The 25,140-nt window shown below is 55.1% G+C and carries 36 protein-coding genes; 1 reads left to right on the forward strand and 35 read right to left on the reverse strand.

The annotated features are described in order from the left end of the window. Positions 1-1,395 (reverse strand): MFS transporter, encoded by a 1,395-nt coding sequence (locus tag AB3G88_RS25240; protein WP_099584609.1) that lies wholly within the window; start codon positions 1,393-1,395, stop codon positions 1-3. 178 nt (positions 1,396-1,573) lie between these two features. Here AB3G88_RS25240 and uvrA point away from each other — a divergent pair, with 178 nt between their 5' ends. Continuing rightward, positions 1,574-4,408, forward strand: coding sequence for an excinuclease ABC subunit UvrA (gene uvrA, locus AB3G88_RS25245; RefSeq protein ID WP_099584608.1), 2,835 nt, complete (start codon positions 1,574-1,576; stop codon positions 4,406-4,408). Between the two features lie 63 nt (positions 4,409-4,471). Here uvrA and bfr read toward each other — a convergent pair whose 3' ends face one another. The 34 genes from bfr to rpsL all read right to left on the reverse strand — a co-directional run bounded on the left by bfr (position 4,472) and on the right by rpsL (position 24,967). Next, on the reverse strand, positions 4,472-4,936 hold the full coding sequence (gene bfr, locus AB3G88_RS25250; RefSeq protein WP_033900044.1) for a bacterioferritin: 465 nt from the start codon (positions 4,934-4,936) through the stop codon (positions 4,472-4,474). A 155-nt stretch (positions 4,937-5,091) separates the two neighbouring features. Then, positions 5,092-6,540 carry a catalase gene (locus AB3G88_RS25255; RefSeq protein ID WP_158879347.1) on the reverse strand — a complete coding sequence of 483 codons (1,449 nt, stop codon included), beginning with the start codon at positions 6,538-6,540 and terminating at the stop codon, positions 5,092-5,094. 249 nt (positions 6,541-6,789) lie between these two features. Beyond that, on the reverse strand, positions 6,790-7,176 hold the full coding sequence (gene rplQ / locus AB3G88_RS25260; RefSeq protein ID WP_003176402.1) for a 50S ribosomal protein L17: 387 nt from the start codon (positions 7,174-7,176) through the stop codon (positions 6,790-6,792). Between the two features lie 41 nt (positions 7,177-7,217). Continuing rightward, on the reverse strand, positions 7,218-8,219 hold the full coding sequence (locus tag AB3G88_RS25265; protein ID WP_003176403.1) for a DNA-directed RNA polymerase subunit alpha: 1,002 nt from the start codon (positions 8,217-8,219) through the stop codon (positions 7,218-7,220). A 22-nt stretch (positions 8,220-8,241) separates the two neighbouring features. Further along, positions 8,242-8,862 (reverse strand): 30S ribosomal protein S4, encoded by a 621-nt coding sequence (gene rpsD, locus AB3G88_RS25270; protein WP_003210056.1) that lies wholly within the window; start codon positions 8,860-8,862, stop codon positions 8,242-8,244. An 18-nt stretch (positions 8,863-8,880) separates the two neighbouring features. Beyond that, positions 8,881-9,270, reverse strand: a complete 390-nt coding sequence (rpsK, locus tag AB3G88_RS25275) for a 30S ribosomal protein S11 (RefSeq protein ID WP_002555466.1) — start codon at positions 9,268-9,270, stop codon at positions 8,881-8,883. A gap of 30 nt (positions 9,271-9,300) precedes the next feature. Then, positions 9,301-9,657, reverse strand: coding sequence for a 30S ribosomal protein S13 (rpsM, locus tag AB3G88_RS25280; protein ID WP_003210063.1), 357 nt, complete (start codon positions 9,655-9,657; stop codon positions 9,301-9,303). 129 nt (positions 9,658-9,786) lie between these two features. Further along, a complete protein-coding gene (gene rpmJ / locus AB3G88_RS25285) occupies positions 9,787-9,903 on the reverse strand; it encodes a 50S ribosomal protein L36 (protein ID WP_002555468.1) in 117 nt (38 codons plus the stop codon). Positions 9,904-9,931: 28 nt separating this feature from the next. Further along, the gene (gene secY, locus AB3G88_RS25290) at positions 9,932-11,260 is read right to left on the reverse strand and encodes a preprotein translocase subunit SecY (RefSeq protein WP_017736663.1); all 1,329 of its coding nucleotides are present in this window, start codon (positions 11,258-11,260) and stop codon (positions 9,932-9,934) included. After that, on the reverse strand, positions 11,261-11,698 hold the full coding sequence (gene rplO, locus AB3G88_RS25295) for a 50S ribosomal protein L15 (protein ID WP_003176407.1): 438 nt from the start codon (positions 11,696-11,698) through the stop codon (positions 11,261-11,263). A gap of 3 nt (positions 11,699-11,701) precedes the next feature. Next, the gene (gene rpmD / locus AB3G88_RS25300; protein WP_003176408.1) at positions 11,702-11,878 is read right to left on the reverse strand and encodes a 50S ribosomal protein L30; all 177 of its coding nucleotides are present in this window, start codon (positions 11,876-11,878) and stop codon (positions 11,702-11,704) included. A gap of 2 nt (positions 11,879-11,880) precedes the next feature. After that, complete coding sequence (gene rpsE, locus AB3G88_RS25305; protein ID WP_003186035.1) at positions 11,881-12,381, reverse strand: 30S ribosomal protein S5; 501 nt, start codon at positions 12,379-12,381, stop codon at positions 11,881-11,883. Positions 12,382-12,384: 3 nt separating this feature from the next. Further along, the gene (gene rplR / locus AB3G88_RS25310) at positions 12,385-12,735 is read right to left on the reverse strand and encodes a 50S ribosomal protein L18 (protein WP_017135964.1); all 351 of its coding nucleotides are present in this window, start codon (positions 12,733-12,735) and stop codon (positions 12,385-12,387) included. Between the two features lie 10 nt (positions 12,736-12,745). Then, on the reverse strand, positions 12,746-13,279 hold the full coding sequence (gene rplF / locus AB3G88_RS25315; protein ID WP_003176412.1) for a 50S ribosomal protein L6: 534 nt from the start codon (positions 13,277-13,279) through the stop codon (positions 12,746-12,748). A 12-nt stretch (positions 13,280-13,291) separates the two neighbouring features. Continuing rightward, positions 13,292-13,684 (reverse strand): 30S ribosomal protein S8, encoded by a 393-nt coding sequence (gene rpsH, locus AB3G88_RS25320; protein ID WP_003176413.1) that lies wholly within the window; start codon positions 13,682-13,684, stop codon positions 13,292-13,294. Between the two features lie 206 nt (positions 13,685-13,890). Next, complete coding sequence (rpsN, locus tag AB3G88_RS25325; protein ID WP_003176414.1) at positions 13,891-14,196, reverse strand: 30S ribosomal protein S14; 306 nt, start codon at positions 14,194-14,196, stop codon at positions 13,891-13,893. Positions 14,197-14,209: 13 nt separating this feature from the next. Beyond that, complete coding sequence (rplE, locus tag AB3G88_RS25330; RefSeq protein WP_003176415.1) at positions 14,210-14,749, reverse strand: 50S ribosomal protein L5; 540 nt, start codon at positions 14,747-14,749, stop codon at positions 14,210-14,212. Positions 14,750-14,769: 20 nt separating this feature from the next. Then, entirely contained in the window at positions 14,770-15,084 is a 315-nt protein-coding gene (rplX, locus tag AB3G88_RS25335; protein ID WP_003176416.1) for a 50S ribosomal protein L24, read from the reverse strand. 11 nt (positions 15,085-15,095) lie between these two features. Then, a complete protein-coding gene (gene rplN, locus AB3G88_RS25340) occupies positions 15,096-15,464 on the reverse strand; it encodes a 50S ribosomal protein L14 (protein ID WP_002555479.1) in 369 nt (122 codons plus the stop codon). Positions 15,465-15,487: 23 nt separating this feature from the next. Beyond that, a complete protein-coding gene (gene rpsQ, locus AB3G88_RS25345) occupies positions 15,488-15,754 on the reverse strand; it encodes a 30S ribosomal protein S17 (RefSeq protein ID WP_003176419.1) in 267 nt (88 codons plus the stop codon). Between the two features lie 2 nt (positions 15,755-15,756). Beyond that, positions 15,757-15,948, reverse strand: a complete 192-nt coding sequence (rpmC, locus tag AB3G88_RS25350; RefSeq protein WP_002555481.1) for a 50S ribosomal protein L29 — start codon at positions 15,946-15,948, stop codon at positions 15,757-15,759. After that, positions 15,948-16,361, reverse strand: a complete 414-nt coding sequence (gene rplP, locus AB3G88_RS25355) for a 50S ribosomal protein L16 (RefSeq protein ID WP_003232424.1) — start codon at positions 16,359-16,361, stop codon at positions 15,948-15,950. The genes rpmC and rplP overlap by 1 nt, the downstream gene beginning before the upstream one ends. A gap of 12 nt (positions 16,362-16,373) precedes the next feature. After that, complete coding sequence (gene rpsC / locus AB3G88_RS25360; RefSeq protein WP_003176422.1) at positions 16,374-17,060, reverse strand: 30S ribosomal protein S3; 687 nt, start codon at positions 17,058-17,060, stop codon at positions 16,374-16,376. Between the two features lie 13 nt (positions 17,061-17,073). Continuing rightward, the gene (gene rplV, locus AB3G88_RS25365; RefSeq protein WP_003103908.1) at positions 17,074-17,406 is read right to left on the reverse strand and encodes a 50S ribosomal protein L22; all 333 of its coding nucleotides are present in this window, start codon (positions 17,404-17,406) and stop codon (positions 17,074-17,076) included. A gap of 11 nt (positions 17,407-17,417) precedes the next feature. Further along, positions 17,418-17,693 (reverse strand): 30S ribosomal protein S19, encoded by a 276-nt coding sequence (gene rpsS / locus AB3G88_RS25370; protein WP_003232420.1) that lies wholly within the window; start codon positions 17,691-17,693, stop codon positions 17,418-17,420. A 16-nt stretch (positions 17,694-17,709) separates the two neighbouring features. After that, positions 17,710-18,534: a 50S ribosomal protein L2 gene (rplB, locus tag AB3G88_RS25375; RefSeq protein ID WP_003176423.1), complete on the reverse strand. Its 825-nt coding sequence runs from the start codon at positions 18,532-18,534 to the stop codon at positions 17,710-17,712. A gap of 14 nt (positions 18,535-18,548) precedes the next feature. Then, entirely contained in the window at positions 18,549-18,848 is a 300-nt protein-coding gene (rplW, locus tag AB3G88_RS25380; RefSeq protein WP_002555488.1) for a 50S ribosomal protein L23, read from the reverse strand. Then, positions 18,845-19,447: a 50S ribosomal protein L4 gene (gene rplD / locus AB3G88_RS25385; protein ID WP_003176424.1), complete on the reverse strand. Its 603-nt coding sequence runs from the start codon at positions 19,445-19,447 to the stop codon at positions 18,845-18,847. Before rplD ends, rplW begins: the two co-directional genes overlap by 4 nt. Positions 19,448-19,459: 12 nt before the next feature. After that, positions 19,460-20,095 (reverse strand): 50S ribosomal protein L3, encoded by a 636-nt coding sequence (rplC, locus tag AB3G88_RS25390; RefSeq protein WP_003194649.1) that lies wholly within the window; start codon positions 20,093-20,095, stop codon positions 19,460-19,462. Between the two features lie 81 nt (positions 20,096-20,176). Continuing rightward, entirely contained in the window at positions 20,177-20,488 is a 312-nt protein-coding gene (rpsJ, locus tag AB3G88_RS25395; RefSeq protein WP_003186070.1) for a 30S ribosomal protein S10, read from the reverse strand. A 158-nt stretch (positions 20,489-20,646) separates the two neighbouring features. Continuing rightward, positions 20,647-21,840 carry an elongation factor Tu gene (gene tuf / locus AB3G88_RS25400; protein ID WP_099584606.1) on the reverse strand — a complete coding sequence of 398 codons (1,194 nt, stop codon included), beginning with the start codon at positions 21,838-21,840 and terminating at the stop codon, positions 20,647-20,649. Between the two features lie 30 nt (positions 21,841-21,870). Next, positions 21,871-23,976 (reverse strand): elongation factor G, encoded by a 2,106-nt coding sequence (fusA, locus tag AB3G88_RS25405; protein WP_015886136.1) that lies wholly within the window; start codon positions 23,974-23,976, stop codon positions 21,871-21,873. A gap of 30 nt (positions 23,977-24,006) precedes the next feature. Beyond that, positions 24,007-24,477 carry a 30S ribosomal protein S7 gene (gene rpsG, locus AB3G88_RS25410; RefSeq protein ID WP_002555493.1) on the reverse strand — a complete coding sequence of 157 codons (471 nt, stop codon included), beginning with the start codon at positions 24,475-24,477 and terminating at the stop codon, positions 24,007-24,009. Positions 24,478-24,595: 118 nt separating this feature from the next. After that, entirely contained in the window at positions 24,596-24,967 is a 372-nt protein-coding gene (gene rpsL, locus AB3G88_RS25415; protein WP_002555494.1) for a 30S ribosomal protein S12, read from the reverse strand. Positions 24,968-25,140 lie beyond the last annotated feature (173 nt).

Raw genomic sequence — 25,140 nt, forward strand, 5'->3', positions numbered from 1 at the left:
CTAGGCTGGGCGCGCTGTCGGCACTGGGTTGACCAGTTGCTCAAGCGTCGCGCGATCCAATAATTCGGTGTCCAATTTGATGTAAATGGCCGCCTCTTCAGCGACCACGACTGCATCCGTTACCCCTACGACGGCCTTCAGGCGCTCTGCCAGACCGGCTTCGCGGATCGCCTCGGGCGATAGCGGCAAACGCAGACTTGTGACGTAGGGAGGTTCGCGCATGGTAACAGCAAAGACCAGCCAAAGTGCAGCCAGCCCGGCGCATCCGAGGAAGACAACCGACAAACCGCCATGCTGAAACATCCAGCCGCCCATGATGCCGCCTAACGCCGAGCCGAGAAACTGGCTGGTGGAATACACCCCCATCGCCGTGCCCTTGCCACCCGCCGGTGAAACTTTGCTGATCAGCGAAGGCAATGAAGCCTCCAGCAGGTTGAACGCGGTGAAGAACACCACCGTGCCGATTACCAGCGCCCGTAGGCTGTCGCCGAACTGCCAGAAGAATAGTTCAGTGAGCATCAATGTCGCGACCGCGCCCAGCAAAACTCGTTTCATTTTGCGTTTTTTCTCGCCATAGATGATGAACGGGATCATGGCGAAAAACGAAATCAACAGAGCGGTGAGGTAGACCCACCAGTGCTGCTCCTTGGGCAGCCCGGCTTTTTGTACCAGGGCCAGGGGCAAGGCGACGAAGCTGCACATCAGCATTGCGTGTAATACGAAGATACCTAAATCCAGGCGCAGCAGGTCCGGGTGCTTGAGCGTCGGCAACAACGCGTTGCGCGCAACGCCGGATTCACGGTGCTGCAATGTGCCGGTGGAGCGCGGCACCATGAAGGCCACGATCACGATGCCGAACAACGCCATGCCGCCTGTGGCCAGAAACAAACCGTGCAGGCCGAACGCACGTGTGAGCAAGGGTCCGACCACCATGGCCACGGCAAACGACAGGCCGATGGTCATACCGATCATCGCCATGGCCTTGGTGCGATGCTGCTCGCGGGTCAGGTCAGAGAGGAGCGCCATCACCGCAGCGGAAATCGCCCCGGCACCTTGCAGAATACGTCCGGCGATCACGCCCCAGATCGAATCGGACTGGGCCGCGAGCACACTGCCGAGGGCGAACACGATCAGCCCCAGGTAAATCACCGGACGACGGCCAATGCGGTCGGAAATGATCCCGAACGGAATCTGAAAAATCGCCTGTGTCAGGCCATAGGCGCCAATCGCCAGGCCGATCAGCGCCGGGGTTGCGCCGGCGAGGTCCATGCCATAGGTCGCCAGCACTGGCAACACCATAAACATGCCCAGCATACGGAAGGCGAACACAAGGGCCAGACCGCTTGCCGCTCGGGTCTCGCCGCTACTCATGCGTTCGCTGTGGGGATCGTGCATGGAAAAACCTCGTGTGAACCGGCGGCGATTCTACCAGTCCCATCGATTGAGAGGGTATATGCGGCGCTTTGCCGCGCAGCTTTCATGTAAGGCTGCACCCGGCACTTTGACAGTGTATATTCATCCAGTCTTTAGCCGTATACTCCGGCATTATTTACGCCCGCCGTGCGAGGCCATCTTGGACAAGATCCTGATTCGTGGGGCTAGAACCCACAACCTGAAGAACATCGACCTGACCCTGCCCCGGGACAAGCTGATTGTCATCACCGGCTTGTCTGGCTCGGGCAAATCGTCCCTGGCGTTCGACACGCTGTATGCCGAAGGTCAGCGCCGCTATGTGGAATCGCTGTCGGCCTATGCCCGGCAGTTCCTGTCGATGATGGAAAAACCCGACGTCGACACCATTGAAGGCCTGTCGCCGGCAATTTCCATCGAACAGAAGTCGACCTCCCACAACCCACGTTCCACCGTGGGCACCATCACTGAAATCTACGACTACCTGCGCCTGCTTTACGCGCGGGTCGGTATCCCCCGCTGCCCGGATCACGACATTCCACTGGAAGCCCAGACCGTCAGCCAGATGGTCGACCTGGTACTGGCCCAGCCGGAAGGTGCCAAGCTGATGCTGCTGGCCCCGGTGATTCGCGAGCGCAAGGGCGAACATCTTTCCGTCTTCGAAGAGCTGCGGGCGCAAGGTTTTGTACGCGCGCGCATCAATGGCAAGCTGTATGAACTGGACGAAGCACCGAAGCTCGACAAGCAGAAGAAGCATTCGATCGATGTAGTGGTCGACCGCTTCAAAGTGCGCGCCGACCTGCAGCAGCGCCTGGCGGAATCGTTCGAGACCGCGCTGAAGCTGGCGGATGGTATTGCGCTGGTTGCGCCCATGGATGACGAGCCGGGCGAAGAGATCATCTTCTCTGCGCGCTTTGCCTGCCCGATCTGTGGCCATGCCATCAGCGAACTGGAACCCAAGCTGTTTTCCTTCAACAACCCGGCCGGCGCCTGCCCAACCTGCGATGGCCTGGGAGTGAAGCAATTCTTCGATATCAAGCGCCTGGTCAATGGCGAGCTGACGTTGGCGGAAGGGGCGATACGCGGCTGGGACAGGCGTAACGTCTATTACTTCCAGATGCTGGGGTCGCTGGCGTCCCACTACAAATTCAGCCTTGAAGTGCCATTCAACCAACTGCCGGCAGATCAGCAGAAGGTCATCCTCAATGGCAGTGGTTCGCAGAACGTCGACTTTAAATACCTGAACGACCGCGGCGACATCGTTAAGCGTTCGCACCCGTTCGAAGGCATTGTGCCGAACCTGGAGCGGCGCTACCGCGAAACCGAATCGGCGAGCGTGCGCGAAGAGCTGGCGAAATTCCTCAGCACTCAACCTTGTCCAGATTGCCGTGGCACTCGCTTGCGCCGTGAGGCGCGGCATGTCTGGGTGGGTGAGAAGACCCTGCCGGCAGTGACGAACCTGCCGATCGGCGATGCGTGTGAATACTTCGGTGTGCTCAAGCTGACCGGGCGCCGTGGGGAAATTGCCGACAAGATCCTCAAGGAAATTCGTGAGCGGTTACAGTTCCTGGTCAATGTGGGCCTGGACTATCTTTCTCTGGACCGTAGCGCCGACACCTTGTCCGGCGGCGAGGCGCAACGTATTCGCCTGGCCAGCCAGATTGGTGCAGGCTTGGTGGGCGTGTTGTACATCCTGGATGAACCGTCCATTGGCTTGCACCAACGGGACAACGATCGTCTGTTGGGCACGTTGAAGCACCTACGGGATATCGGCAACACGGTGATTGTGGTCGAGCACGATGAAGACGCGATTCGCCTGGCGGACTATGTGGTCGATATTGGCCCAGGCGCCGGCGTGCACGGTGGACATATTGTTGCTGAAGGCACACCGGCCGAAGTCATGGCACATCCGGACTCCCTGACCGGCAAGTACTTGTCTGGCCGTGTGAAGATTGCAGTGCCGGCTAAACGTACGCCGCGCAACAAGAAGATGGCGCTGCATCTCAAGGGCGCACGCGGGAACAACCTGCGTAATGTCGACCTGGAGATTCCGCTGGGCTTGCTGACCTGCGTGACCGGTGTATCGGGTTCGGGTAAGTCGACGCTGATCAACAACACGCTGTTCCCCCTTAGTGCAACCGCCCTGAACGGCGCAACTACGCTGGAAGCGGCCGCGCATGACAGCATCAAGGGCCTTGAGCACCTGGACAAAGTGGTCGATATCGACCAGAGCCCGATTGGCCGTACACCTCGGTCCAACCCGGCAACGTACACGGGGCTGTTCACGCCGATTCGCGAGCTGTTCGCGGGTGTGCCGGAGTCTCGCTCACGTGGCTACGGGCCTGGGCGGTTCTCGTTCAACGTCAAGGGCGGACGCTGTGAAGCGTGTCAGGGCGATGGCTTGATCAAGGTAGAGATGCACTTCCTGCCGGATATCTATGTGCCGTGCGATGTGTGCAAGAGCAAGCGCTATAACCGCGAAACTCTTGAGATCAAGTACAAGGGCAAGAACATCCACGAAACCCTGGAGATGACCATCGAGGAAGCTCGCGTGTTCTTTGACGCGGTTCCAGCATTGGCGCGCAAGCTGCAGACGCTGATGGATGTGGGCCTGTCGTATATCAAGCTGGGGCAATCAGCGACCACGCTGTCCGGTGGCGAGGCACAGCGGGTGAAGCTGTCCAGGGAGCTGTCCAAGCGTGATACGGGCAAGACTCTGTATATCCTCGATGAACCGACTACGGGGCTCCATTTCGCGGATATCCAGCAACTGCTCGACGTGCTGCACCGATTGCGCGACCACGGCAACACTGTAGTGGTGATTGAGCACAACCTTGATGTGATCAAGACGGCTGACTGGTTGGTGGACCTCGGGCCGGAGGGCGGCTCCAAGGGTGGCCAGATCATCGCGGTCGGCACGCCGGAGCAAGTCTCTGAAATGCCGCAGTCCCACACCGGTTACTACTTGAAACCGTTGCTGGAGCGCGACCGGGCCTGACTTGTCGCCCCATGAAAAAGCCCCTGTCACCTTGCGGTGACAGGGGCTTTTCGTAGCCGGGAATCAGAACTGCGATTGCAGGTAGTTTTCCAGGCCAATGAGCTTGATCAGACCCAACTGCTTTTCCAGCCAGTAGGTGTGATCTTCCTCTGTGTCATTCAATTGCACGCGAAGGATTTCACGTGTGACGAAGTCACTGTGCTGCTCGCAGAGCTCAATGCCCTTGCAAAGCGCAGCACGTACCTTGTATTCGAGGCGAAGATCGGCTGCCAGCATGTCAGGTACGGTTGTGCCCACGTCCAGGTCGTCGGGACGCATACGCGGCGTGCCTTCGAGCATCAGGATACGGCGCATCAGTGCGTCAGCGTGCTGTGCCTCTTCTTCCATCTCGTGGTTGATACGCTCGTAGAGTTCGGTAAAACCCCAGTCTTCGTACATCCGCGAGTGGATGAAATATTGGTCACGAGCTGCCAGTTCGCCCGTCAGCAACGTGTTGAGGTAATCGATTACGTCGGGGTGACCTTGCATCGCCCTACATCTCCCTGCTTGAAAGACTGTAGTTTGAACCATCATGACCTGGAGGTCACGGGATCAACGGCATAAAAACGCACATTTCCCGAGAAAAGTAGCTGAAATAACGCAAAAACCGCCCAAATGAGGGCGGTTCTGCTTATCGTTTAGAGTCAGTTAAGCGATACACCCAGCGCCTTTGCGATTGCTTCTCCGTAAGCAGCGTCTGCCTTGTAGAAGTGCGCCAATTGACGCTGGACAACATCACTGGAAACCCCAGCCATTGCACCGGCGATGTTGGTGGTCAGCAGTGCCTGCTGCTCAGCATTCATCAGACGGAACAGCGCACCCGCGTGGCTGTAGTAGTCAGTGTCTTCACGATGATCGTAACGATCAGCGGCACCGCTCAGCGCCAAAGCAGGCTCAGCGTACTGCGGGGCTTGCTTAGGGGCATCGGCGTAGCTGTTCGGCTCGTAGTTAGGGGCTGAACCACCGTTGCTGCCAAAAGCCATCGAGCCGTCGCGCTGGTAGCTGTTTACCGGGCTGCGCGGCGCGTTTACCGGCAATTGCTGGTGATTGGTGCCGACACGATAACGATGGGCATCGGCGTAAGCAAAAACACGACCTTGCAACATACGGTCTGGCGACAGGCCAACACCGGGCACCATATTGCTTGGCCCGAACGCGGCTTGCTCCACTTCGGCAAAGTAGTTCAGAGGGTTGCGGTTGAGCTCCAGTTCACCCACTTCGATCAGCGGAAACTCCTTTTGAGACCAGGTTTTGGTCACGTCGAAAGGATTCTCATAGTGAGCGTTAGCCTGGGCTTCAGTCATGATCTGGATGCAGACGCGCCATTTCGGAAAGTCACCGCGCTCAATCGCGCCGAACAGATCACGCTGGGCGTAATCAGGGTCAGTACCGGCCAAACGTGCGGCATCCGCTGGAGCCAGGTTCTTGATGCCCTGCTTGGTTTTGTAATGCCATTTAACCCAGTGACGCTCGCCCTTCGCATTGATCAGGCTGTAGGTGTGACTACCGAAGCCGTGCATGTGGCGATAGCCGTCTGGAATGCCACGGTCCGAAAACAGGATGGTCACCTGGTGCAGCGCCTCAGGCGAGTGCGACCAGAAGTCCCACATCATTTGCGCGCTTTTCAGGTTGCTTTGTGGGAGGCGCTTTTGGGTGTGGATGAAGTCCGGAAATTTCAGCGGGTCGCGGATGAAGAACACTGGCGTGTTGTTACCCACGATGTCCCAGTTACCTTCTTCGGTGTAGAACTTCAAAGCGAAGCCGCGCGGGTCGCGCTCGGTATCGGCAGAACCGCGTTCACCACCAACAGTGGAAAACCGAAGAAAGGTAGGGGTTTGCTTGCCAACGGTCTCAAACAGCTTGGCGCTGGTGTACTGGGTAATGTCTTGGGTGACCGTGAACGTACCGTAGGCACCCGAACCTTTAGCGTGTACACGCCGCTCCGGGATGTTTTCACGGTTGAAGTGAGCGAGCTTCTCGATCAGGTGAAAATCGTCGAGCAGCAACGGGCCGCGCGGGCCGGCGGAACGGGAATTCTGGTTATCCGCAACGGGGGCACCGCTGGCGGTAGTAAGGACTTTATTCTGGCTCATGCTCAATCTTCCTCAGGTCAGACTTGGAACTGCCGGCTAATCGGCTTAGAGGGAGTATTGACGATCAAGATGACACCATCAAATTTATTAAATTATGGTCATTGATAGAAAATAACTAACAAACCCAACAGAGTAATTAGCTATGGATTGGACTCTGATGCTGGCAGCGACTCAATTAATATAGACAACGTTTTTTACACACACAAAAAACCGGGCACTAGGCCCGGTTCTCCGTTACAGCTTGTCGTCTTACTCGGCGCTTACAGCTTCGCCGGCAGTAGCACGATCAACCAACTCGACGTACGCCATAGGCGCGTTGTCGCCAGCGCGGAAACCGCACTTGAGGATGCGCAGGTAGCCACCCTCACGGGTAGCGTAACGCTTGCCCAGGTCGTTGAAGAGCTTACCAACGATAGCTTTCGAGCGAGTACGGTCGAAAGCCAGACGGCGGTTAGCCAGGCTGTCTGTCTTAGCCAAAGTGATCAGCGGCTCAGCAACGCGACGCAGTTCTTTAGCTTTCGGCAGTGTAGTTTTGATCAGCTCGTGCTCGAACAGCGACACCGCCATGTTTTGAAACATGGCCTTGCGGTGCGAGCTGGTACGGCTCAGGTGACGACCACTTTTACGATGACGCATGGTTCATTCCTTACCAAACTCACGTTCGGTGATTACGACGATCAGGCAGTCGCCTTGTCGTCCTTCTTAAGACTTGCAGGCGGCCAGTTGTCGAGGCGCATGCCGAGGGACAGACCGCGGGAGGCCAGAACGTCCTTGATTTCAGTCAAGGATTTCTTGCCAAGGTTCGGAGTCTTCAACAGTTCTACTTCGGTACGCTGAATCAGGTCACCGATGTAGTAAATGTTTTCCGCCTTAAGGCAGTTAGCCGAACGTACAGTCAGTTCCAGATCGTCAACCGGGCGAAGCAGGATCGGATCGATCTCGTCTTCCTGCTCGATTACCACTGGTTCGCTGTCACCTTTGAGGTCGACGAACGCAGCCAACTGCTGTTGCAGAATGGTTGCAGCGCGGCGGATTGCCTCTTCAGGATCCAAAGTACCGTTGGTTTCCAGATCAATAACCAGCTTGTCCAGGTTAGTACGCTGCTCGACACGGGCGTTTTCCACCACGTATGCGATACGGCGAACCGGGCTGAACGAAGAGTCGAGCTGCAAGCGACCAATGCTGCGGCTTTCGTCTTCATCGCTCTGACGCGAGTCGGCCGGTTCATAACCACGACCACGAGCTACAGTGAGCTTCATGTTCAGGGCGCCGTTAGACGCCAGGTTAGCGATTACGTGATCGGGATTAACGATCTCGACATCATGATCCAGCTGAATATCGGCAGCGGTAACCACCCCCGAACCCTTCTTCGACAAGGTCAGCGTAACTTCGTCACGGCCGTGCAGCTTGATAGCCAGACCTTTAAGGTTCAACAGGATTTCAATTACGTCTTCCTGTACACCTTCGATGGCGCTGTACTCGTGGAGCACACCGTCAATCTCGGCCTCGACTACTGCACAGCCGGGCATTGAGGACAACAGGATGCGGCGCAGCGCGTTGCCCAGGGTGTGGCCAAAACCACGCTCGAGAGGCTCGAGAGTGATCTTGGCGCGGGTTGGACTGACAACCTGCACATCAATGTGGCGGGGTGTCAGGAACTCATTTACCGAAATCTGCATGGATGCACCTATTTTCTAGCCCTTACTTGGAGTAGAGCTCGACAATCAGGCTTTCGTTGATGTCGGCGGACAGATCACTGCGAGCAGGAACGTTCTTGAAAACGCCCGACTTCTTCTCAGTGTCTACTTCTACCCATTCTACGCGGCCACGTTGGGCACACAGATCGAGAGCTTGGACAATGCGAAGTTGGTTTTTTGCTTTCTCGCGAATCGCGACCACGTCACCAGCACGAACCTGGTAGGACGGGACGTTAACGGTTTGGCCGTTTACGCTTACGGATTTGTGCGATACCAGCTGACGGGATTCGGCACGAGTCGAACCAAAGCCCATACGGTATACAACGTTGTCCAGACGGCATTCGAGCAGTTGCAGCAGGTTTTCACCGGTTGCACCTTTCTTGCCAGCAGCTTCTTTGTAGTAGCCGCTGAACTGACGCTCGAGAACGCCGTAGATACGACGGACCTTCTGCTTTTCACGCAGTTGGGTGCCGTAGTCGGACTGGCGACCGCGGCGTTGGCCGTGGATACCAGGTGCTGCTTCAATGTTGCACTTCGATTCGATCGCGCGCACGCCGCTCTTCAAGAAGAGATCGGTGCCTTCACGACGAGCGAGTTTGCATTTTGGACCAATGTAACGAGCCATTCTTTACAATCTCCTGGATTACACGCGGCGCTTCTTCGGCGGACGGCACCCGTTGTGCGGGATTGGCGTCACGTCGGTGATGCTGGCGATCTTATAGCCACAGCCGTTCAAAGCACGGACAGCAGACTCACGACCTGGACCTGGACCTTTGACGTTAACGTCGAGGTTTTTCAGGCCATATTCCAGCGCAGCTTGACCAGCACGTTCAGCAGCTACTTGAGCGGCAAACGGGGTGGACTTGCGGGAACCGCGGAAACCCGAACCACCGGAGGTAGCCCAAGAAAGCGCGTTACCTTGACGGTCGGTGATGGTCACGATTGTGTTGTTAAAAGATGCATGGATGTGGGCGATGCCATCAACCACTGTCTTTTTAACTTTTTTACGAGGACGAGCAGCAGGTTTTGCCATGATAATTTTCCTGTCGATTCGCGTGGGCGATTACTTGCGGATCGGCTTACGCGGACCTTTACGGGTACGCGCGTTAGTCTTGGTACGCTGACCGCGTACTGGAAGACCACGACGATGACGCAGACCACGGTAGCAACCGAGGTCCATCAAACGCTTGATTTTCATGTTGATTTCGCGACGCAGGTCACCTTCAGTGGTGAACTTCGCCACTTCGCCACGCAACAGCTCAATCTGCTCGTCGCTCAGATCTTTGATCTTCGCGGCTGGGTTTACCCCAGTATCTGCGCAAATTTTCTGCGCAGTAGTGCGACCAACACCATAGATGTAGGTCAGCGAGATAACAGTGTGCTTGTTATCTGGAATGTTAACGCCTGCAATACGGGCCATTCAGTGGGACTCCAATTGACAGCTACCTACGCCCCGGAAGCCAAGAAATAGGGCGCGAGATAATATCGCTGTAATAACAAATAATCAACCCGGCAGCGCACTAGCTGCCGGGCTTCAAGCGGATCACACTCAGCCTTGGCGCTGTTTGTGACGCGGTTCCGCGCTGCAAATTACTCGAACAACACCTTCGCGGCGAATAATCTTGCAGTTACGGCACAGCTTTTTCACCGATGCACGAACTTTCATCACCAACTCCTCGAACCTTATGGGGTACTCAGCGCAACATGCCGCTGCCGTAGCCCTTCAGGTTGGCTTTCTTCATCAGGGATTCGTACTGGTGCGAAACGAGGTGCGATTGTACTTGGGACATGAAGTCCATCACAACCACGACGACGATCAGCAACGAGGTCCCGCCAAGGTAGAACGGAACGTTTGCTGCAACCACCAGGAACTGGGGCAACAAGCACACGGCCGTCATATATAGAGCACCGAACAGGGTCAAACGAGTCAGAACGCCGTCAATGTAGCGTGCAGACTGCTCACCTGGACGGATACCCGGAATAAAGGCACCGGACTTCTTCAGGTTTTCCGCTACGTCTTTCGGATTGAACATCAACGCCGTATAGAAGAAGCAGAAGAAAATAATCCCTGCACTAAACAGCAGAATATTCAACGGCTGACCAGGAGCGATCGACTGAGAGAGGTCCTGCAGCCAGCCCATGTTTTCAGACTGACCAAACCAGGTACCCAACGAAGCCGGAAACAGCAAAATGCTGCTCGCGAAAATTGCCGGAATAACACCGGCCATATTCACTTTCAGCGGCAAGTGGCTGGTCTGCGCAGCAAAAACCTTACGGCCCTGCTGACGCTTGGCGTAGTGAACAGCAATACGACGCTGACCACGCTCAATGAACACCACAAAACCGATAATCGCTACTGCCAGCAAACCGATGGCGACAAGGGCGAAAATATTGATATCACCCTGACGTGCAGACTCGAAAGACTGCCCAATCGCTCTCGGAAGACCGGCGACGATACCTGCGAAAATCAACATCGAGATACCGTTACCAACACCACGCTCAGTAATCTGCTCACCCAGCCACATCATGAACATTGCGCCAGCCACAAACGTGGATACCGCAACGAAATGGAAGCCAAAGTCACCAGTGAACGCAACGCCCTGCCCTGCCAAACCAACGGACATGCCGATAGCTTGAACCAAGGCGAGAGCGACAGTGCCGTAGCGGGTGTACTGGCTAATCTTGCGACGGCCAGCTTCACCTTCCTTCTTCAACTGCTCCAGCTGCGGGCTGACGGCGGTCATCAACTGCATGATGATCGATGCCGAAATGTACGGCATGATCCCCAGTGCAAAGATGCTCATCCGCTCCAGCGCACCGCCGGAAAACATGTTGAACAAGCTAAGAATGGTCCCCTCATTCTGTCGAAACAGGTCTGCGAGTCGGTCCGGGTTGATACCTGGAACCGGGATGTGTGCGCCTATTCGGTAGACGATAATCGCCAAGAACAGAAAACGCAGACGAGCCCAAAGTTCAGACATACCGCCTTTGCCGAGCGCTGAGAGAGCACCTTGCTTAGCCATTTATTCCTCGAACTTGCCGCCAGCTGCTTCGATAGCCGAACGCGCACCTTTGGTGGCGCCGATTCCCTTGCCGATAGTGACAGCGCGAGTCACTTCACCGGACAGCATGATTTTCACACGCTGTACGTTGACGTTGATCACGTTGGCATCTTTCAGGGTCTGCACAGTAACGATGTCGCCTTCCACTTTAGCCAGCTCGGACAGACGCACTTCTGCGCGATCCATAGCTTTCAGGGATACGAAACCGAACTTAGGCAGGCGACGATGCAGCGGCTGTTGACCGCCTTCAAAGCCTGGAGCGATGGTGCCACCGGAGCGGGAGGTTTGACCTTTGTGGCCACGGCCACCAGTCTTACCCAAACCGCTACCGATACCACGGCCCGGACGATGCTTTTCGCGACGGGAACCCGGCGCTGGACTCAGATCATTGAGTTTCATCGATTAACCCTCTACACGCAGCATGTAGTAAGCCTTGTTGATCATCCCGCGATTCTCGGGAGTATCCTGGACTTCTACAGTGTGACCGATGCGACGCAGACCCAAACCCTTAACGCACAGTTTGTGGTTAGGAATGCGGCCGGTCATGCTTTTGATCAGCGTTACTTTAACGGTAGCCATGATCAGAAGATCTCCTTGACACTTTTGCCACGCTTGGCGGCAATGGATTCAGGAGACTGCATAGCTTTCAAACCTTTGAAAGTGGCGTGAACCACGTTTACCGGGTTAGTCGAACCGTAGCACTTGGCCAGAACGTTCTGAACGCCAGCAACTTCGAGGACAGCACGCATAGCGCCGCCAGCGATGATACCGGTACCTTCAGAAGCAGGCTGCATGTACACCTTCGAAGCGCCGTGAGCGGACTTCATAGCGTATTGCAGGGTGGTGCCGTTCAGATCAACTTGGATCATGTTGCGACGAGCAGCTTCCATCGCCTTCTGGATCGCAGCAGGCACTTCACGTGACTTGCCACGGCCGAAGCCAACACGCCCTTTACCATCACCCACCACGGTCAACGCGGTGAAAGTGAAGATACGGCCGCCTTTAACGGTTTTGGCTACGCGGTTAACTTGAACCAGCTTCTCAATGTAGCCTTCGTCGCGCTTTTGGTCGTTATTTGACATAACTTAGAACTCCAGCCCAGCTTCACGAGCAGCATCAGCCAGCGCTTTAACGCGACCGTGGTACTTGAAGCCAGAGCGGTCGAAAGCCACTTGCGAGACGCCCACGGCCTTAGCACGTGTAGCGACCAGCTGGCCAACCTTTGTGGCCGCGTCGATGTTGCCGGTGGCACCATCACGCAGTTCTTTATCCAAAGTCGAGGCGCTTGCCAGGACTTTGTTGCCGTCGGCCGAGATGACCTGGGCGTAGATGTGCTGCGACGAGCGGTACACGCAGAGACGCACGACTTCTAGTTCGTGCATTTTCAGGCGTGCTTTGCGAGCGCGACGCAGTCGAGTAACTTTTTTGTCGGTCATTTGCTATGCCCTACTTCTTCTTGGCTTCTTTACGACGGACGACTTCGTCCGCGTAGCGCACACCTTTGCCTTTGTACGGCTCTGGTGGACGGAAGTCGCGGATCTCAGCGGCCACCTGACCTACCAGCTGCTTATCAATACCCTTGATCAGGATATCGGTCTGGCTAGGGGTCTCAGCGGTGATGCCTTCCGGCAGTTCGTAATCCACTGGGTGCGAGAAGCCAAGGGCCAGGTTCAAAACCGTGCCTTTTGCTTGCGCTTTGTAACCAACACCGACCAGCTGGAGCTTACGCTCGAAGCCTTGGCTTACGCCTTGGACCATGTTGTTTACCAACGCACGCGTGGTACCGGCCATTGCGCGAGTTTGTTGATCGCCATTGCGAGCAGCGAAACGCAGCTCACCAGCTTCTTCAACGATCTCAACGGACGAATGGATGTTCAGTTCAAGAGTGCCCTTGGCACCCTTCACCGAAAGCTGTTGGCCTGCGAATTTTACTTCGACACCGGCTGGCAGCTTAACGGGGTTCTTAGCGACGCGAGACATGCTTATCCCCCCTTAGAACACAGTGCAAAGAACTTCGCCGCCGACACCGGCAGCGCGCGCAGCACGATCCGTCATCACACCTTTGTTGGTGGAGACGATAGACACGCCCAGACCGCCACGAACTTTCGGCAGATCTTCAGCGGACTTGTACTGACGCAGGCCTGGACGGCTAACGCGCTTCACTTCCTCGATGACCGAACGGCCTTCGAAGTACTTCAGCTCGATGGACAGCAGTGGTTTGATTTCGCTGCTGATCTGATAACCCGCAATGTAGCCTTCGTCTTTCAGGACTTTGGCAACAGCTACCTTCAACTTGGAAGATGGCATGCTTACGACGGACTTTTCAGCCATCTGGGCATTACGGATACGAGTTAGCATGTCCGCTAACGGGTCCTGCATACTCATGGGCTAGACGCTCCTAATACAAAAAAATTAGCCTTGCGGCTACATATGTCGCCGAGAATCTCCGGGTAAAAAACACGGGCTCAGGCGAGCCGCGTATTTTAGACACACTCCGGAAATGAAACAAGCCCCAAAAGGGGCTTGTTCCAGATTCAAGGTCACCGGCGGTCAGTATCTTGCGATTTTGACCGCCCCGACGCTGAAAGTACTTACCAGCTGGCTTTAACCAGACCTGGTACGTCACCACGCATTGCCGCTTCACGCAGTTTGTTACGGCCGAGGCCGAACTTGCGGTAAACGCCGTGTGGACGACCGGTCAGGCGGCAGCGGTTACGCATGCGCGAGGCGCTTGCGTCACGTGGCTGCTTCTGCAGAGCAACTGTCGCTTCCCAACGCGCTTCTGGACTTGCGTTCAGATCTACGATGATTGCTTTCAGTGCTGCACGCTTCTTGGCGTACTTGGCAACCGTGAGCTGACGCTTCAGCTCGCGGTTTTTCATGCTCATCTTGGCCATGGTCCTACTCCAATCAGTTGCGGAACGGGAATTTGAACGCACGCAGCAGAGCGCGGCCTTCATCATCGTTCTTGGCAGTGGTGGTCAGGGTGATGTCCAGACCGCGGAGAGCATCGATCTTGTCGTAGTCGATTTCCGGGAAGATGATCTGCTCTTTCACGCCCATGCTGTAGTTACCACGACCATCGAAGGACTTGGCATTCAGGCCGCGGAAGTCGCGAACCCGAGGCAGGGAGATCGACAGCAGACGATCCAGGAATTCATACATACGCTCACGACGCAGGGTCACTTTGACGCCGATCGGCCAACCTTCACGGACTTTAAAGCCAGCGATGGATTTCCGAGCGTAGGTCACAACGACTTTCTGGCCGGTGATCTTTTCCAGGTCAGCAACAGCATGCTCGATGACTTTTTTGTCGCCGACAGCTTCGCCCAGACCCATGTTCAGGGTGATTTTGGTAACGCGTGGAACTTCCATCACGTTCGAAAGCTTAAGTTCTTCCTTAAGCTTCGGTGCGATTTCTTTCCAGTAAATCTCTTTTAGTCGTGCCATGGTCTTCTACCTAGCAGTGTTCAAGCATCAACCGCTTTTTGGGTCGACTTGAAGACACGAATTTTCTTGCCGTCTTCTACTTTGAAACCAACGCGGTCAGCCTTGTTGGTTTCGCCGTTGAAAATGGCGACGTTAGAAGCGTCCAGTGGAGCTTCTTTTTCGACGATACCGCCTTGTACGCCCGACATCGGGTTAGGCTTGGTATGACGCTTGACCAGGTTCAGACCACCGATAACCAGACGGTTATTGGCGAGAACCTTAAGCACCTTACCGCGCTTACCTTTGTCTTTGCCGGCGATCACGATGATCTCGTCGTCACGACGAATCTTTTGCATGTCGGATCTCCTTACAGCACTTCTGGGGCGAGCGAGACGATCTTCATGAACTTCTCAGTACGAAGTTCACGGGTCACTGGCCCAAAGATACGGGTGCCGATCGGCTCTTGCTTGTTGTTCAGAAGAACAGCAGCGTTGCCATCAAAGCGGATAATGGAGCCATCAGCACGACGTACGCCGTGACGAGTGCGGACTACAACAGCAGTCATCACTTGGCCTTTTTTCACTTTGCCGCGAGGAATTGCTTCCTTCACGGTAACTTTGATGATGTCACCGATACCAGCGTAACGACGATGGGAGCCACCCAGCACCTTGATGCACATAACACGGCGAGCGCCGCTGTTATCGGCCACATCGAGCATGGATTGAGTCTGAATCATATAATTTCTCCGACCCCTAGTCCTTAGACTTCCACAGCGCGTTCGAGAACATCAACCAGTGCCCAAGACTTGGTCTTGGCCAGCGGACGAGTTTCACGAATAGTGACTTTGTCGCCGATGTGGCACTGATTGGTTTCGTCGTGCGCGTGCAGCTTAGTCGAACGCTTAACATATTTACCGTAGATCGGGTGCTTAACGCGACGCTCGATCAGTACGGTGATGGTTTTGTCCATCTTGTCGCTGACAACACGGCCAGTCAGCGTACGGACAGTCTTTTCGGCTTCAGCCATGATCACTTACCTGCCTGCTGGTTGAGCACAGTCTTCACGCGAGCAATGTCACGCTTAACTTGCGAGAGCAGATGAGACTGCCCCAACTGGCCAGTTGCTTTCTGCATGCGCAGATTGAACTGGTCGCGCAGCAGGCCGAGCAGTTGCTCGTTCAGCTGCTGTGCGGATTTTTCACGAAGTTCATTCGCTTTCATCACATCACCGTCCGTTTAACAAAGGCGGTGGCGAGCGGCAGCTTTGCAGCAGCCAGGGCAAAAGCCTCACGCGCCAGCTCTTCAGTTACACCCTCGATTTCATACAGGACTTTGCCTGGCTGAATCTGGGCTACCCAGTATTCCACGTTACCCTTACCTTTACCCATCCGAACCTCAAGAGGTTTTTTGGAGATCGGCTTGTCCGGGAATACACGGATCCAGATCTTGCCGCCACGTTTAACGTGACGGGTCAGTGCACGACGCGCTGACTCGATCTGACGAGCGGTGAGACGACCACGAGCTACAGACTTCAGCGCGAACTCGCCGAAGCTGACTTTGCTACCGCGCTGAGCCAGACCACGGTTGTGGCCTGTCATCTGCTTGCGGAACTTCGTACGCTTTGGTTGCAACATTTGGCGTACCCCTTACTTAGCAGCTTTTTTACGAGGCGCTGGTGCTTGTGGTTTCAGTTCTTCTTGGCGACCACCAATTACTTCGCCTTTGAAGATCCAAACCTTTACACCGATCACACCGTAAGTGGTGTGAGCTTCGTAGTTGGCATAGTCGATGTCGGCACGCAGGGTGTGCAGTGGCACACGACCTTCGCGATACCATTCAGTACGTGCGATTTCAGCACCGCCGAGACGACCGCTCACTTGGATTTTGATGCCTTTGGCACCAATGCGCATGGCGTTCTGTACGGCGCGCTTCATAGCGCGACGGAACATTACGCGACGCTCCAGCTGCTGAGCTACGCTCTGCGCAACCAGCATACCGTCGAGCTCCGGCTTGCGGATCTCTTCGATATTGATGTGCACAGGCACACCCATTTGCTTGGTCAGGTCCTGACGCAGTTTCTCAACATCTTCACCTTTCTTCCCGATAACGATACCTGGACGAGCGGTGTGGATGGTGATACGTGCAGTTTGTGCCGGACGATGGATATCGATACGGCTTACGGACGCGCTTTTTAGTTTGTCTTGGAGATACTCACGCACCTTCAGATCAGCGAACAAATAGTCCGCATAAGTCCGACCGTCTGCGTACCAGACGGAGGTGTGCTCCTTGACGATTCCCAGGCGAATGCCAATGGGATGTACTTTCTGACCCATCTCTTCGACTCCGTTACTTGTCAGCAACCTTGACAGTGATATGGCAAGACCGCTTGACGATGCGATCAGCACGGCCTTTGGCACGTGGCATGATGCGCTTCAGCGAACGCCCTTCGTTGACGAAAACGGTGCTGACTTTAAGGTCATCAACGTCTGCGCCTTCGTTATGCTCGGCGTTGGCTACGGCCGACTCCAGCACTTTCTTCATGATCTCGGCGGCTTTCTTACTGCTGAAAGCCAACAGGTTGAGCGCTTCGCCCACCTTCTTCCCGCGGATCTGGTCGGCGACCAAGCGGGCTTTCTGGGCGGAGATTCGAGCGCCCGACAACTTAGCGGCTACTTCCATTTCCTAACCCCTTAACGCTTGGCTTTCTTGTCTGCCACGTGCCCACGATAAGTGCGGGTACCGGCAAACTCGCCCAGTTTGTGGCCAACCATGTCTTCGTTCACGAGAACTGGGACGTGCAGACGACCGTTGTGTACAGCGATGGTCAAACCGACCATTTGTGGCAGGATCATCGAACGACGCGACCAGGTCTTAACTGGTTTGCGATCGTTCTTTTCCGCCGCCACTTCGATCTTCTTCAGTAGGTGAAGATCAATAAAAGGACCTTTTTTCAGAGAACGTGGCACTGTCGTATCCCTCTATTTACTTGCGACGACGGACGATCATTTTGTCGGTACGCTTATTACCACGAGTCTTCGCGCCCTTAGTCGGGAAGCCCCATGGCGATACCGGATGACGACCACCAGAGGTACGACCTTCACCACCACCGTGTGGGTGGTCAACCGGGTTCATGGCAACACCACGAACGGTTGGGCGAACGCCACGCCAGCGTTTGGCACCAGCTTTACCCAGCGAACGCAGGCTGTGCTCGGAGTTCGAGACTTCACCCAAGGTCGCACGGCATTCAGCCAGCACTTTACGCATCTCACCAGAACGCAGACGCAGGGTCACGTAGACACCTTCACGAGCGATCAGCTGAGCCGAAGCACCAGCGGAACGAGCGATTTGCGCGCCTTTACCTGGCTTCAATTCGATGCCGTGTACGGTGCTACCAACTGGAATGTTACGCAGTTGCAGAGCGTTGCCCGGCTTGATCGGCGCCAAAGCACCTGCGATCAGCTGGTCGCCAGCGCTCACGCCTTTAGGGGCGATGATGTAGCGACGCTCGCCATCTGCGTACAGCAGCAGAGCGATGTGAGCAGTACGGTTTGGATCGTATTCGATACGCTCGACAGTGGCAGAGATGCCATCTTTGTCGTTGCGACGGAAGTCGACCAGACGATAATGCTGCTTATGGCCACCACCGATGTGACGAGTGGTAATGCGACCATTGTTGTTACGACCACCAGTCTTCGATTTCTTCTCGAGCAGCGGTGCGTGAGGAGCGCCTTTATGCAGCTCCTGGTTGACCACCTTGACCACAAAACGGCGGCCAGGGGAAGTCGGTTTGCATTTAACGATTGCCATGATGCACCCCTTCCTTACTCAGCACTGCTGCTGAAATCGAGATCTTGGCCTGGCTGAAGGGAGATAACTGCCTTCTTCCAGTCATTACGCTTGCCCAGACCGCGAGCAGTGCGCTTGCTCTTACCCAGAACATTCAGGGTAGTAACACGCTCAACTTTCACGCTGAACAGGCTTTCGACGGCCTTCTTGATTTCCAGCTTGGTTGCGTCAGTTGCAACCTTGAAAACGAACTGGCCTTTCTTGTCAGCCAGAACCGTAGCCTTTTCGGAAACGTGCGGGCCAAGCAGAACTTTAAATACGCGTTCCTGGTTCATCCCAGCAGCTCCTCGAATTTCTTCACGGCCGACACGGTGATCAACACCTTGTCGTATGCGATCAGACTAACTGGATCGGAACCTTGCACGTCACGTACATCAACGTGTGGCAGGTTGCGAGCAGCCAGGTACAGGTTCTGATCAACAGCTTCAGACACGATCAAAACGTCGGTCAGGCTCATGTTGTTCAGTTTGCCCAGCAGATCTTTGGTCTTTGGACTTTCAACAGCGAAGTCCTGAACCACGACCAGACGATCAGTACGCACGAGTTCAGCAAGAATGGAGCGCAGAGCTGCGCGATACATCTTCTTGTTGAGCTTCTGAGAGTGATCCTGTGGACGAGCTGCGAAAGTGGTACCGCCGCCACGCCAGATTGGGCTACGGATAGTACCGGCACGAGCACGGCCAGTGCCTTTCTGACGCCAAGGGCGCTTACCGCCACCACGTACGTCGGAACGGGTCTTTTGCTGCTTGCTACCTTGACGGCCGCCGGCCATGTAGGCCACGACTGCTTGGTGAACCAGCGTCTCGTTGAATTCGCCGCCAAATGTCAGTTCGGAAACTTCGATCGCTTGAGCGTCATTTACATTTAATTGCATGTCAGCTTCCCCTTAACCGCGAGCCTTGGCCGCTGGACGTACAACCAGGTTGCCGCCAGTAGCGCCAGGAACAGCACCCTTGACCAACAACAGATTGCGTTCAGCGTCGACGCGCACTACTTCGAGGGACTGCACGGTCACGCGCTCAGCGCCCATATGACCGGACATTTTTTTGCCCTTGAATACACGACCAGGAGTCTGGCACTGGCCAATAGAGCCCGGGACGCGGTGGGAAACGGAGTTACCGTGAGTGTTGTCTTGACCACGGAAATTCCAACGCTTGATCGTACCCTGGAAGCCTTTACCCTTGGACTGACCGGTTACATCAACCAGTTGACCAGCGGCGAAGATTTCAGCGTTGATCAGATCGCCAGCCTGGTAGTCACCATCTTCAAGACGGAACTCCATAACAGTACGACCAGCTGCAACGTTTGCTTTTGCGAAGTGACCTGCTTGAGCAGCAGTCACGCGCGAAGCACGACGCTCGCCGACAGTGACTTGCACTGCACGATAGCCATCGGTTTCTTCAGTTTTGAACTGGGTGACGCGATTCGGCTCGATCTCAATGACCGTAACCGGAATGGAGACACCTTCTTCGGTGAAAATACGGGTCATACCGCATTTACGACCGACTACACCAATAGTCATGTTGTAAACCTCATGAGTGTACGGGGCTTTCACCCGCTATGGCCGCCCATTTCAGAGCGTTACACGACTAAGACCCAAGTCTTAGCCGAGGCTGATCTGTACTTCCACACCGGCCGCCAGATCAAGCTTCATAAGTGCATCAACGGTTTTATCCGTTGGCTGGACAATGTCCAGAACGCGCTTATGAGTACGGATCTCGTACTGGTCACGCGCGTCTTTGTTGACGTGCGGGGAGACCAGAACGGTGAACCGCTCTTTGCGGGTAGGCAGTGGAATTGGACCACGCACTTGAGCACCAGTACGTTTCGCGGTTTCCACGATTTCCTGGGTGGATTGGTCGATCAGGCGATGGTCAAAAGCCTTCAACCTGATACGGATTTGCTGATTTTGCATTGGATTTCAGACTCCGGCTGCTATTCCCAGCGAGCGCAATACGCCCGTTAAAAGGAGGCGCAATTCTATAGACGCCCCAGATAGGTGTCAACCCAATAAAAAAGCCCCCGCTGAGCGGGGGCCTTTTCAAAGCATCGAAGCTATCTCAGAAGAGATGCTTACTCGATGATTTTAGCTACAACACCAGCACCAACAGTACGGCCGCCTTCACGAATTGCGAAGCGCAGACCGTCTTCCATTGCGATGGTTTTGATCAGGGTAACTTCCATTTGGATGTTATCGCCTGGCATTACCATTTCAACGCCTTCTGGCAGCTGGCAGTTACCAGTCACGTCAGTAGTACGGAAGTAGAACTGTGGACGGTAGCCTTTGAAGAACGGAGTGTGACGACCGCCTTCTTCTTTGCTCAGAACGTAGACTTCAGCGGTGAACTTGGTGTGCGGCTTAACCGAACCCGGCTTAACCAGAACCTGGCCACGCTCAACGTCGTCACGCTTGGTACCACGCAGCAGAACGCCGCAGTTCTCGCCAGCACGACCTTCGTCGAGCAGCTTGCGGAACATTTCAACACCGGTGCAGGTGGTGGTGGTGGTGTCACGCAGACCAACGATTTCCAGCGGATCTTGAACGCGAACGATACCGCGCTCGATACGACCAGTCACAACAGTACCACGACCGGAGATCGAGAATACGTCTTCGATTGGCATCAGGAACGGCTTGTCGGTCAGACGAACTGGTTCTGGGATGTAGCTGTCCAGGGTTTCAACCAGTTTACGAACGGCAGTGGTGCCCATTTCGTTGTCGTCTTTGCCTTCCAGCGCCATACGAGCAGAACCGATGATGATCGGAGTGTCGTCGCCTGGGAAGTCGTAAGTGCTCAGCAGATCGCGCACTTCCATCTCAACCAGTTCCAGCAGCTCAGCGTCGTCTACCAGGTCAGCCTTGTTCAGGAAAACCACGATGTACGGAACGCCTACCTGACGGGACAGCAGGATGTGCTCACGGGTTTGTGGCATCGGACCATCAGCGGCCGAGCAAACCAGGATCGCGCCATCCATCTGGGCAGCACCGGTGATCATGTTCTTCACATAGTCAGCGTGACCTGGGCAGTCGACGTGAGCGTAGTGACGGATCTTCGAGTTGTACTCGACGTGCGCGGTGTTGATGGTGATACCACGAGCTTTCTCTTCTGGCGCGCTGTCGATTTTATCGAAATCAACGATTGCGGAACCGAATACTTCGGAGCAAACGCGAGTCAGAGCTGCGGTCAGAGTGGTTTTACCGTGGTCAACGTGACCGATAGTGCCAACGTTGACGTGCGGTAGGGAACGATCAAATTTTTCTTTAGCCACGACAATTAACTCCTTGCCTAAAGGACTGAATCAGCCTTGTTTTTTGGATACAGTTTCAGCGATGTGCGCCGGAGCTGTGTTGTATTTTTTGAATTCCATAGAGTAGCTTGCGCGCCCCTGGGACATGGAGCGAACGTCGGTCGCGTAACCGAACATCTCACCCAACGGAACCTCGGCGCGAATCACTTTGCCGGAAACCGTGTCTTCCATACCCAAGATCATGCCGCGACGACGGTTAAGGTCGCCCATGACATCACCCATATAGTCTTCAGGTGTAACAACTTCTACCGCCATGATTGGCTCAAGCAACTCACCACCGCCCTTCTGGGCCAGTTGCTTGGTTGCCATGGAAGCAGCCACCTTAAACGCCATCTCGTTGGAGTCGACGTCGTGGTAAGAACCGTCAAAAACGGTTGCTTTCAGGCCGATCAGCGGATAGCCGGCAACAACACCGTTCTTCATCTGCTCTTCGATGCCCTTCTGGATAGCAGGGATGTATTCCTTAGGAACCACACCACCTACTACTTCGTTCACGAATTGCAGACCTTCCTGACCTTCGTCAGCAGGAGCAAAACGGATCCAGCAGTGACCGAACTGACCACGACCGCCGGACTGACGAACGAACTTGCCTTCGATTTCACAGTTCTTCGTGATGCGCTCACGATAGGAAACCTGAGGCTTACCGATGTTAGCTTCGACGTTGAACTCGCGGCGCATCCGGTCAACCAGGATGTCCAGGTGCAACTCGCCCATGCCAGAGATGATCGTTTGACCAGTCTCTTCATCAGTTTTAACGCGGAAAGATGGATCTTCCTGAGCAAGTTTGCCCAGAGCAATACCCATTTTTTCCTGGTCATCCTTGGTCTTAGGCTCTACGGCAACCGAAATAACCGGCTCCGGGAAGTCCATACGAACCAGGATGATTGGCTTGTCAGCGTTGCACAAGGTCTCACCAGTGGTGACGTCCTTCATGCCGATCAAGGCCGCGATGTCACCAGCGCGTACTTCCTTGATCTCTTCGCGGGCGTTTGCGTGCATTTGCACCATACGACCCACGCGCTCTTTCTTGCCTTTAACCGAGTTGATCACGCCGTCGCCGGAGTTCAACACGCCCGAGTAAACGCGGACGAAGGTCAAGGTACCCACGAATGGGTCAGTGGCAATTTTAAATGCCAGAGCGGAGAACGGTTCTGCGTCGTCTGCATGACGCTCCAGCTCGATAGTCTCGTCATCCGGGTCAGTACCCTTGATGGCAGGAATATCCACTGGTGCCGGCAAGTAGTCGATCACAGCATCGAGAACCAGGGGAACGCCCTTGTTCTTGAACGAGGAGCCGCAAACAGCCAAGACGATCTCACCAGCAATAGTACGCTGACGCAGAGCAGCCTTGATTTCCACGTTGGTGAGCTCTTCACCTTCGAGGTACTTGTTCATCAGCTCTTCGTTGGCTTCGGCCGCAGCTTCAACCATGTTGTTGCGCCATTCGTCAGCCAGTTCCTGCAGCTCAGCAGGGATAGGCTTACGAACAGGAACCATACCTTTGTCAGCATCGTTCCAGTAAACAGCTTCCATGGTCAGCAAATCGATCTGGCCTTGGAAGTTGTCTTCGGAACCGATAGCCAACTGGATTGGCACCGGAGTGTGACCCAGGCGCTGCTTGATCTGACCGATCACGCGCAGGAAGTTGGCACCAGCACGGTCCATCTTGTTTACGTAAACAAGACGTGGAACACCGTATTTGTTGGCTTGACGCCATACGGTTTCCGACTGAGGCTCAACACCCGAGGTACCGCAGAACACAACGACAGCGCCGTCGAGTACGCGCAGGGAACGCTCAACTTCAATGGTGAAGTCAACGTGGCCCGGAGTATCGATTACGTTGAAGCGGTGCTCATCTTTGTACTGCTTCTCGGAACCTTTCCAGAAGGCGGTAATAGCAGCAGAAGTAATGGTAATACCACGCTCCTGCTCCTGAACCATCCAGTCTGTGGTCGCGGCGCCATCATGCACCTCGCCCATCTTGTGACTTTTGCCGGTGTAAAACAGTACGCGCTCGGTGGTGGTGGTTTTACCAGCATCCACGTGAGCAACGATACCGATGTTACGGTAGCGGCTAATCGGAGTAGTACGAGCCATAAAGCCCTCGCAAAATTAGTGAAGCTAAGATTAGAAGCGGTAGTGCGAGAAAGCTTTGTTAGCTTCAGCCATACGGTGCACGTCTTCACGCTTCTTAACAGCAGCACCTTTACCTTCAGCAGCGTCTAACAGTTCGCCGGCCAAACGCAGAGCCATAGACTTCTCGCCACGCTTACGGGCGAAGTCTACCAACCAGCGCATTGCCAGAGCGTTACGACGGGACGGACGAACTTCGACCGGAACCTGGTAAGTAGCACCGCCTACACGGCGCGACTTCACTTCGACCAGCGGAGCGATGGCGTCGAGAGCTTTCTCGAAGATTTCCAGGGGATCGCTGTTCTTGCGTTCTTTAACCTTTTCCAGCGCGCCATAAACGATACGCTCGGCAACGGCTTTCTTGCCGCTTTCCATCACGTGGTTCATGAACTTGGCCAGGATTTGGCTTCCGTATTTTGGATCGTCAAGCACTTCGCGCTTGGCTGCTACGCGTCTTCTTGGCATGGATAAGCCCTCAAACGGTCTTCAGGTTCGTTCGGAATCGGTGCCCTTTCGGGACGCCTCCGACCTTACTCTTATCGACTCAGAAAATAAGATGATTCAGTTTTACAAAAAGCCGCTACTACTTAGGCTTCTTGGTACCGTACTTCGAACGACCCTGGTTACGACCTTTAACGCCGGAAGTATCCAAGGAGCCGCGTACGGTGTGGTAACGAACACCTGGCAAGTCTTTTACACGACCGCCGCGGATCAGTACCACGCTGTGCTCTTGCAGGTTGTGGCCTTCACCGCCGATGTACGAGGAAACCTCGAAACCGTTGGTCAGACGCACACGGCATACTTTACGCAGTGCCGAGTTAGGTTTTTTCGGCGTAGTGGTATACACACGGGTGCATACGCCACGACGTTGCGGGCAGTTCTGCAGCGCAGGTACGTCGGATTTCTCGACGATACGCTTACGCGGCTGACGTACCAGCTGGTTGATAGTTGCCATCTACTAGCTCCACTGTTGTCTTGCGACGCTATTGTCTTGCAAGAAAAGCAAAATGGCAGGAACGAATTCCCGCCAAATTTAGGGGTACAAGAGTCTAAAGAGGATCTTGTCCCCAGTCAAGGCAAGGCCCCGACCTCCCCACTCGTCGAACCGGGGCAAAACTGCCTCGATCC

The sequence above is a fragment of the Pseudomonas arvensis genome (genome assembly GCF_056688935.1).

Bases quoted from the DNA above. Each gene is read 5' to 3' on its own strand.
- AB3G88_RS25240 (WP_099584609.1), bottom strand. From the start codon at position 1,395: ATGCACGATCCCCACAGCGAACGCATGAGTAGCGGCGAGACCCGAGCG.
- bfr (WP_033900044.1), bottom strand. From the start codon at position 4,936: ATGCAAGGTCACCCCGACGTAATCGATTACCTCAACACGTTGCTGACG.
- AB3G88_RS25255 (WP_158879347.1), bottom strand. From the start codon at position 6,540: ATGAGCCAGAATAAAGTCCTTACTACCGCCAGCGGTGCCCCCGTTGCG.
- rplQ (WP_003176402.1), bottom strand. From the start codon at position 7,176: ATGCGTCATCGTAAAAGTGGTCGTCACCTGAGCCGTACCAGCTCGCAC.
- AB3G88_RS25265 (WP_003176403.1), bottom strand. From the start codon at position 8,219: ATGCAGATTTCGGTAAATGAGTTCCTGACACCCCGCCACATTGATGTG.
- rpsD (WP_003210056.1), bottom strand. From the start codon at position 8,862: ATGGCTCGTTACATTGGTCCAAAATGCAAACTCGCTCGTCGTGAAGGC.
- rpsK (WP_002555466.1), bottom strand. From the start codon at position 9,270: ATGGCAAAACCTGCTGCTCGTCCTCGTAAAAAAGTTAAAAAGACAGTG.
- rpsM (WP_003210063.1), bottom strand. From the start codon at position 9,657: ATGGCCCGTATTGCAGGCGTTAACATTCCAGATAACAAGCACACTGTT.
- rpmJ (WP_002555468.1), bottom strand. From the start codon at position 9,903: ATGAAAGTTCGTGCATCGGTGAAAAAGCTGTGCCGTAACTGCAAGATT.
- secY (WP_017736663.1), bottom strand. From the start codon at position 11,260: ATGGCTAAGCAAGGTGCTCTCTCAGCGCTCGGCAAAGGCGGTATGTCT.
- rplO (WP_003176407.1), bottom strand. From the start codon at position 11,698: ATGAAACTCAATGATCTGAGTCCAGCGCCGGGTTCCCGTCGCGAAAAG.
- rpmD (WP_003176408.1), bottom strand. From the start codon at position 11,878: ATGGCTACCGTTAAAGTAACGCTGATCAAAAGCATGACCGGCCGCATT.
- rpsE (WP_003186035.1), bottom strand. From the start codon at position 12,381: ATGTCAAATAACGACCAAAAGCGCGACGAAGGCTACATTGAGAAGCTG.
- rplR (WP_017135964.1), bottom strand. From the start codon at position 12,735: ATGACCGACAAAAAAGTTACTCGACTGCGTCGCGCTCGCAAAGCACGC.
- rplF (WP_003176412.1), bottom strand. From the start codon at position 13,279: ATGTCTCGCGTCGCTAAGAACCCCGTTAAGCTGCCAGCCGGTGTCGAA.
- rpsH (WP_003176413.1), bottom strand. From the start codon at position 13,684: ATGAGTATGCAGGACCCGTTAGCGGACATGCTAACTCGTATCCGTAAT.
- rpsN (WP_003176414.1), bottom strand. From the start codon at position 14,196: ATGGCCAAGATGAGCATGAAAAACCGCGAGCTGAAGCGTCAGCTCACG.
- rplE (WP_003176415.1), bottom strand. From the start codon at position 14,749: ATGGCACGACTAAAAGAGATTTACTGGAAAGAAATCGCACCGAAGCTT.
- rplX (WP_003176416.1), bottom strand. From the start codon at position 15,084: ATGCAAAAGATTCGTCGTGACGACGAGATCATCGTGATCGCCGGCAAA.
- rplN (WP_002555479.1), bottom strand. From the start codon at position 15,464: ATGATTCAGACTCAATCCATGCTCGATGTGGCCGATAACAGCGGCGCT.
- rpsQ (WP_003176419.1), bottom strand. From the start codon at position 15,754: ATGGCTGAAGCCGAAAAGACTGTCCGTACGCTGACTGGCCGTGTTGTC.
- rpmC (WP_002555481.1), bottom strand. From the start codon at position 15,948: ATGAAAGCGAATGAACTTCGTGAAAAATCCGCACAGCAGCTGAACGAG.
- rplP (WP_003232424.1), bottom strand. From the start codon at position 16,361: ATGTTGCAACCAAAGCGTACGAAGTTCCGCAAGCAGATGACAGGCCAC.
- rpsC (WP_003176422.1), bottom strand. From the start codon at position 17,060: ATGGGTCAGAAAGTACATCCCATTGGCATTCGCCTGGGAATCGTCAAG.
- rplV (WP_003103908.1), bottom strand. From the start codon at position 17,406: ATGGAAGTAGCCGCTAAGTTGTCGGGCGCTCGAATCTCCGCCCAGAAA.
- rplB (WP_003176423.1), bottom strand. From the start codon at position 18,534: ATGGCAATCGTTAAATGCAAACCGACTTCCCCTGGCCGCCGTTTTGTG.
- rplW (WP_002555488.1), bottom strand. From the start codon at position 18,848: ATGAACCAGGAACGCGTATTTAAAGTTCTGCTTGGCCCGCACGTTTCC.
- rplD (WP_003176424.1), bottom strand. From the start codon at position 19,447: ATGCAATTAAATGTAAATGACGCTCAAGCGATCGAAGTTTCCGAACTG.
- rplC (WP_003194649.1), bottom strand. From the start codon at position 20,095: ATGACTATTGGTGTAGTCGGTCGTAAATGCGGTATGACCCGTATTTTC.
- rpsJ (WP_003186070.1), bottom strand. From the start codon at position 20,488: ATGCAAAATCAGCAAATCCGTATCAGGTTGAAGGCTTTTGACCATCGC.
- fusA (WP_015886136.1), bottom strand. From the start codon at position 23,976: ATGGCTCGTACTACTCCGATTAGCCGCTACCGTAACATCGGTATCGTT.
- rpsG (WP_002555493.1), bottom strand. From the start codon at position 24,477: ATGCCAAGAAGACGCGTAGCAGCCAAGCGCGAAGTGCTTGACGATCCA.
- rpsL (WP_002555494.1), bottom strand. From the start codon at position 24,967: ATGGCAACTATCAACCAGCTGGTACGTCAGCCGCGTAAGCGTATCGTC.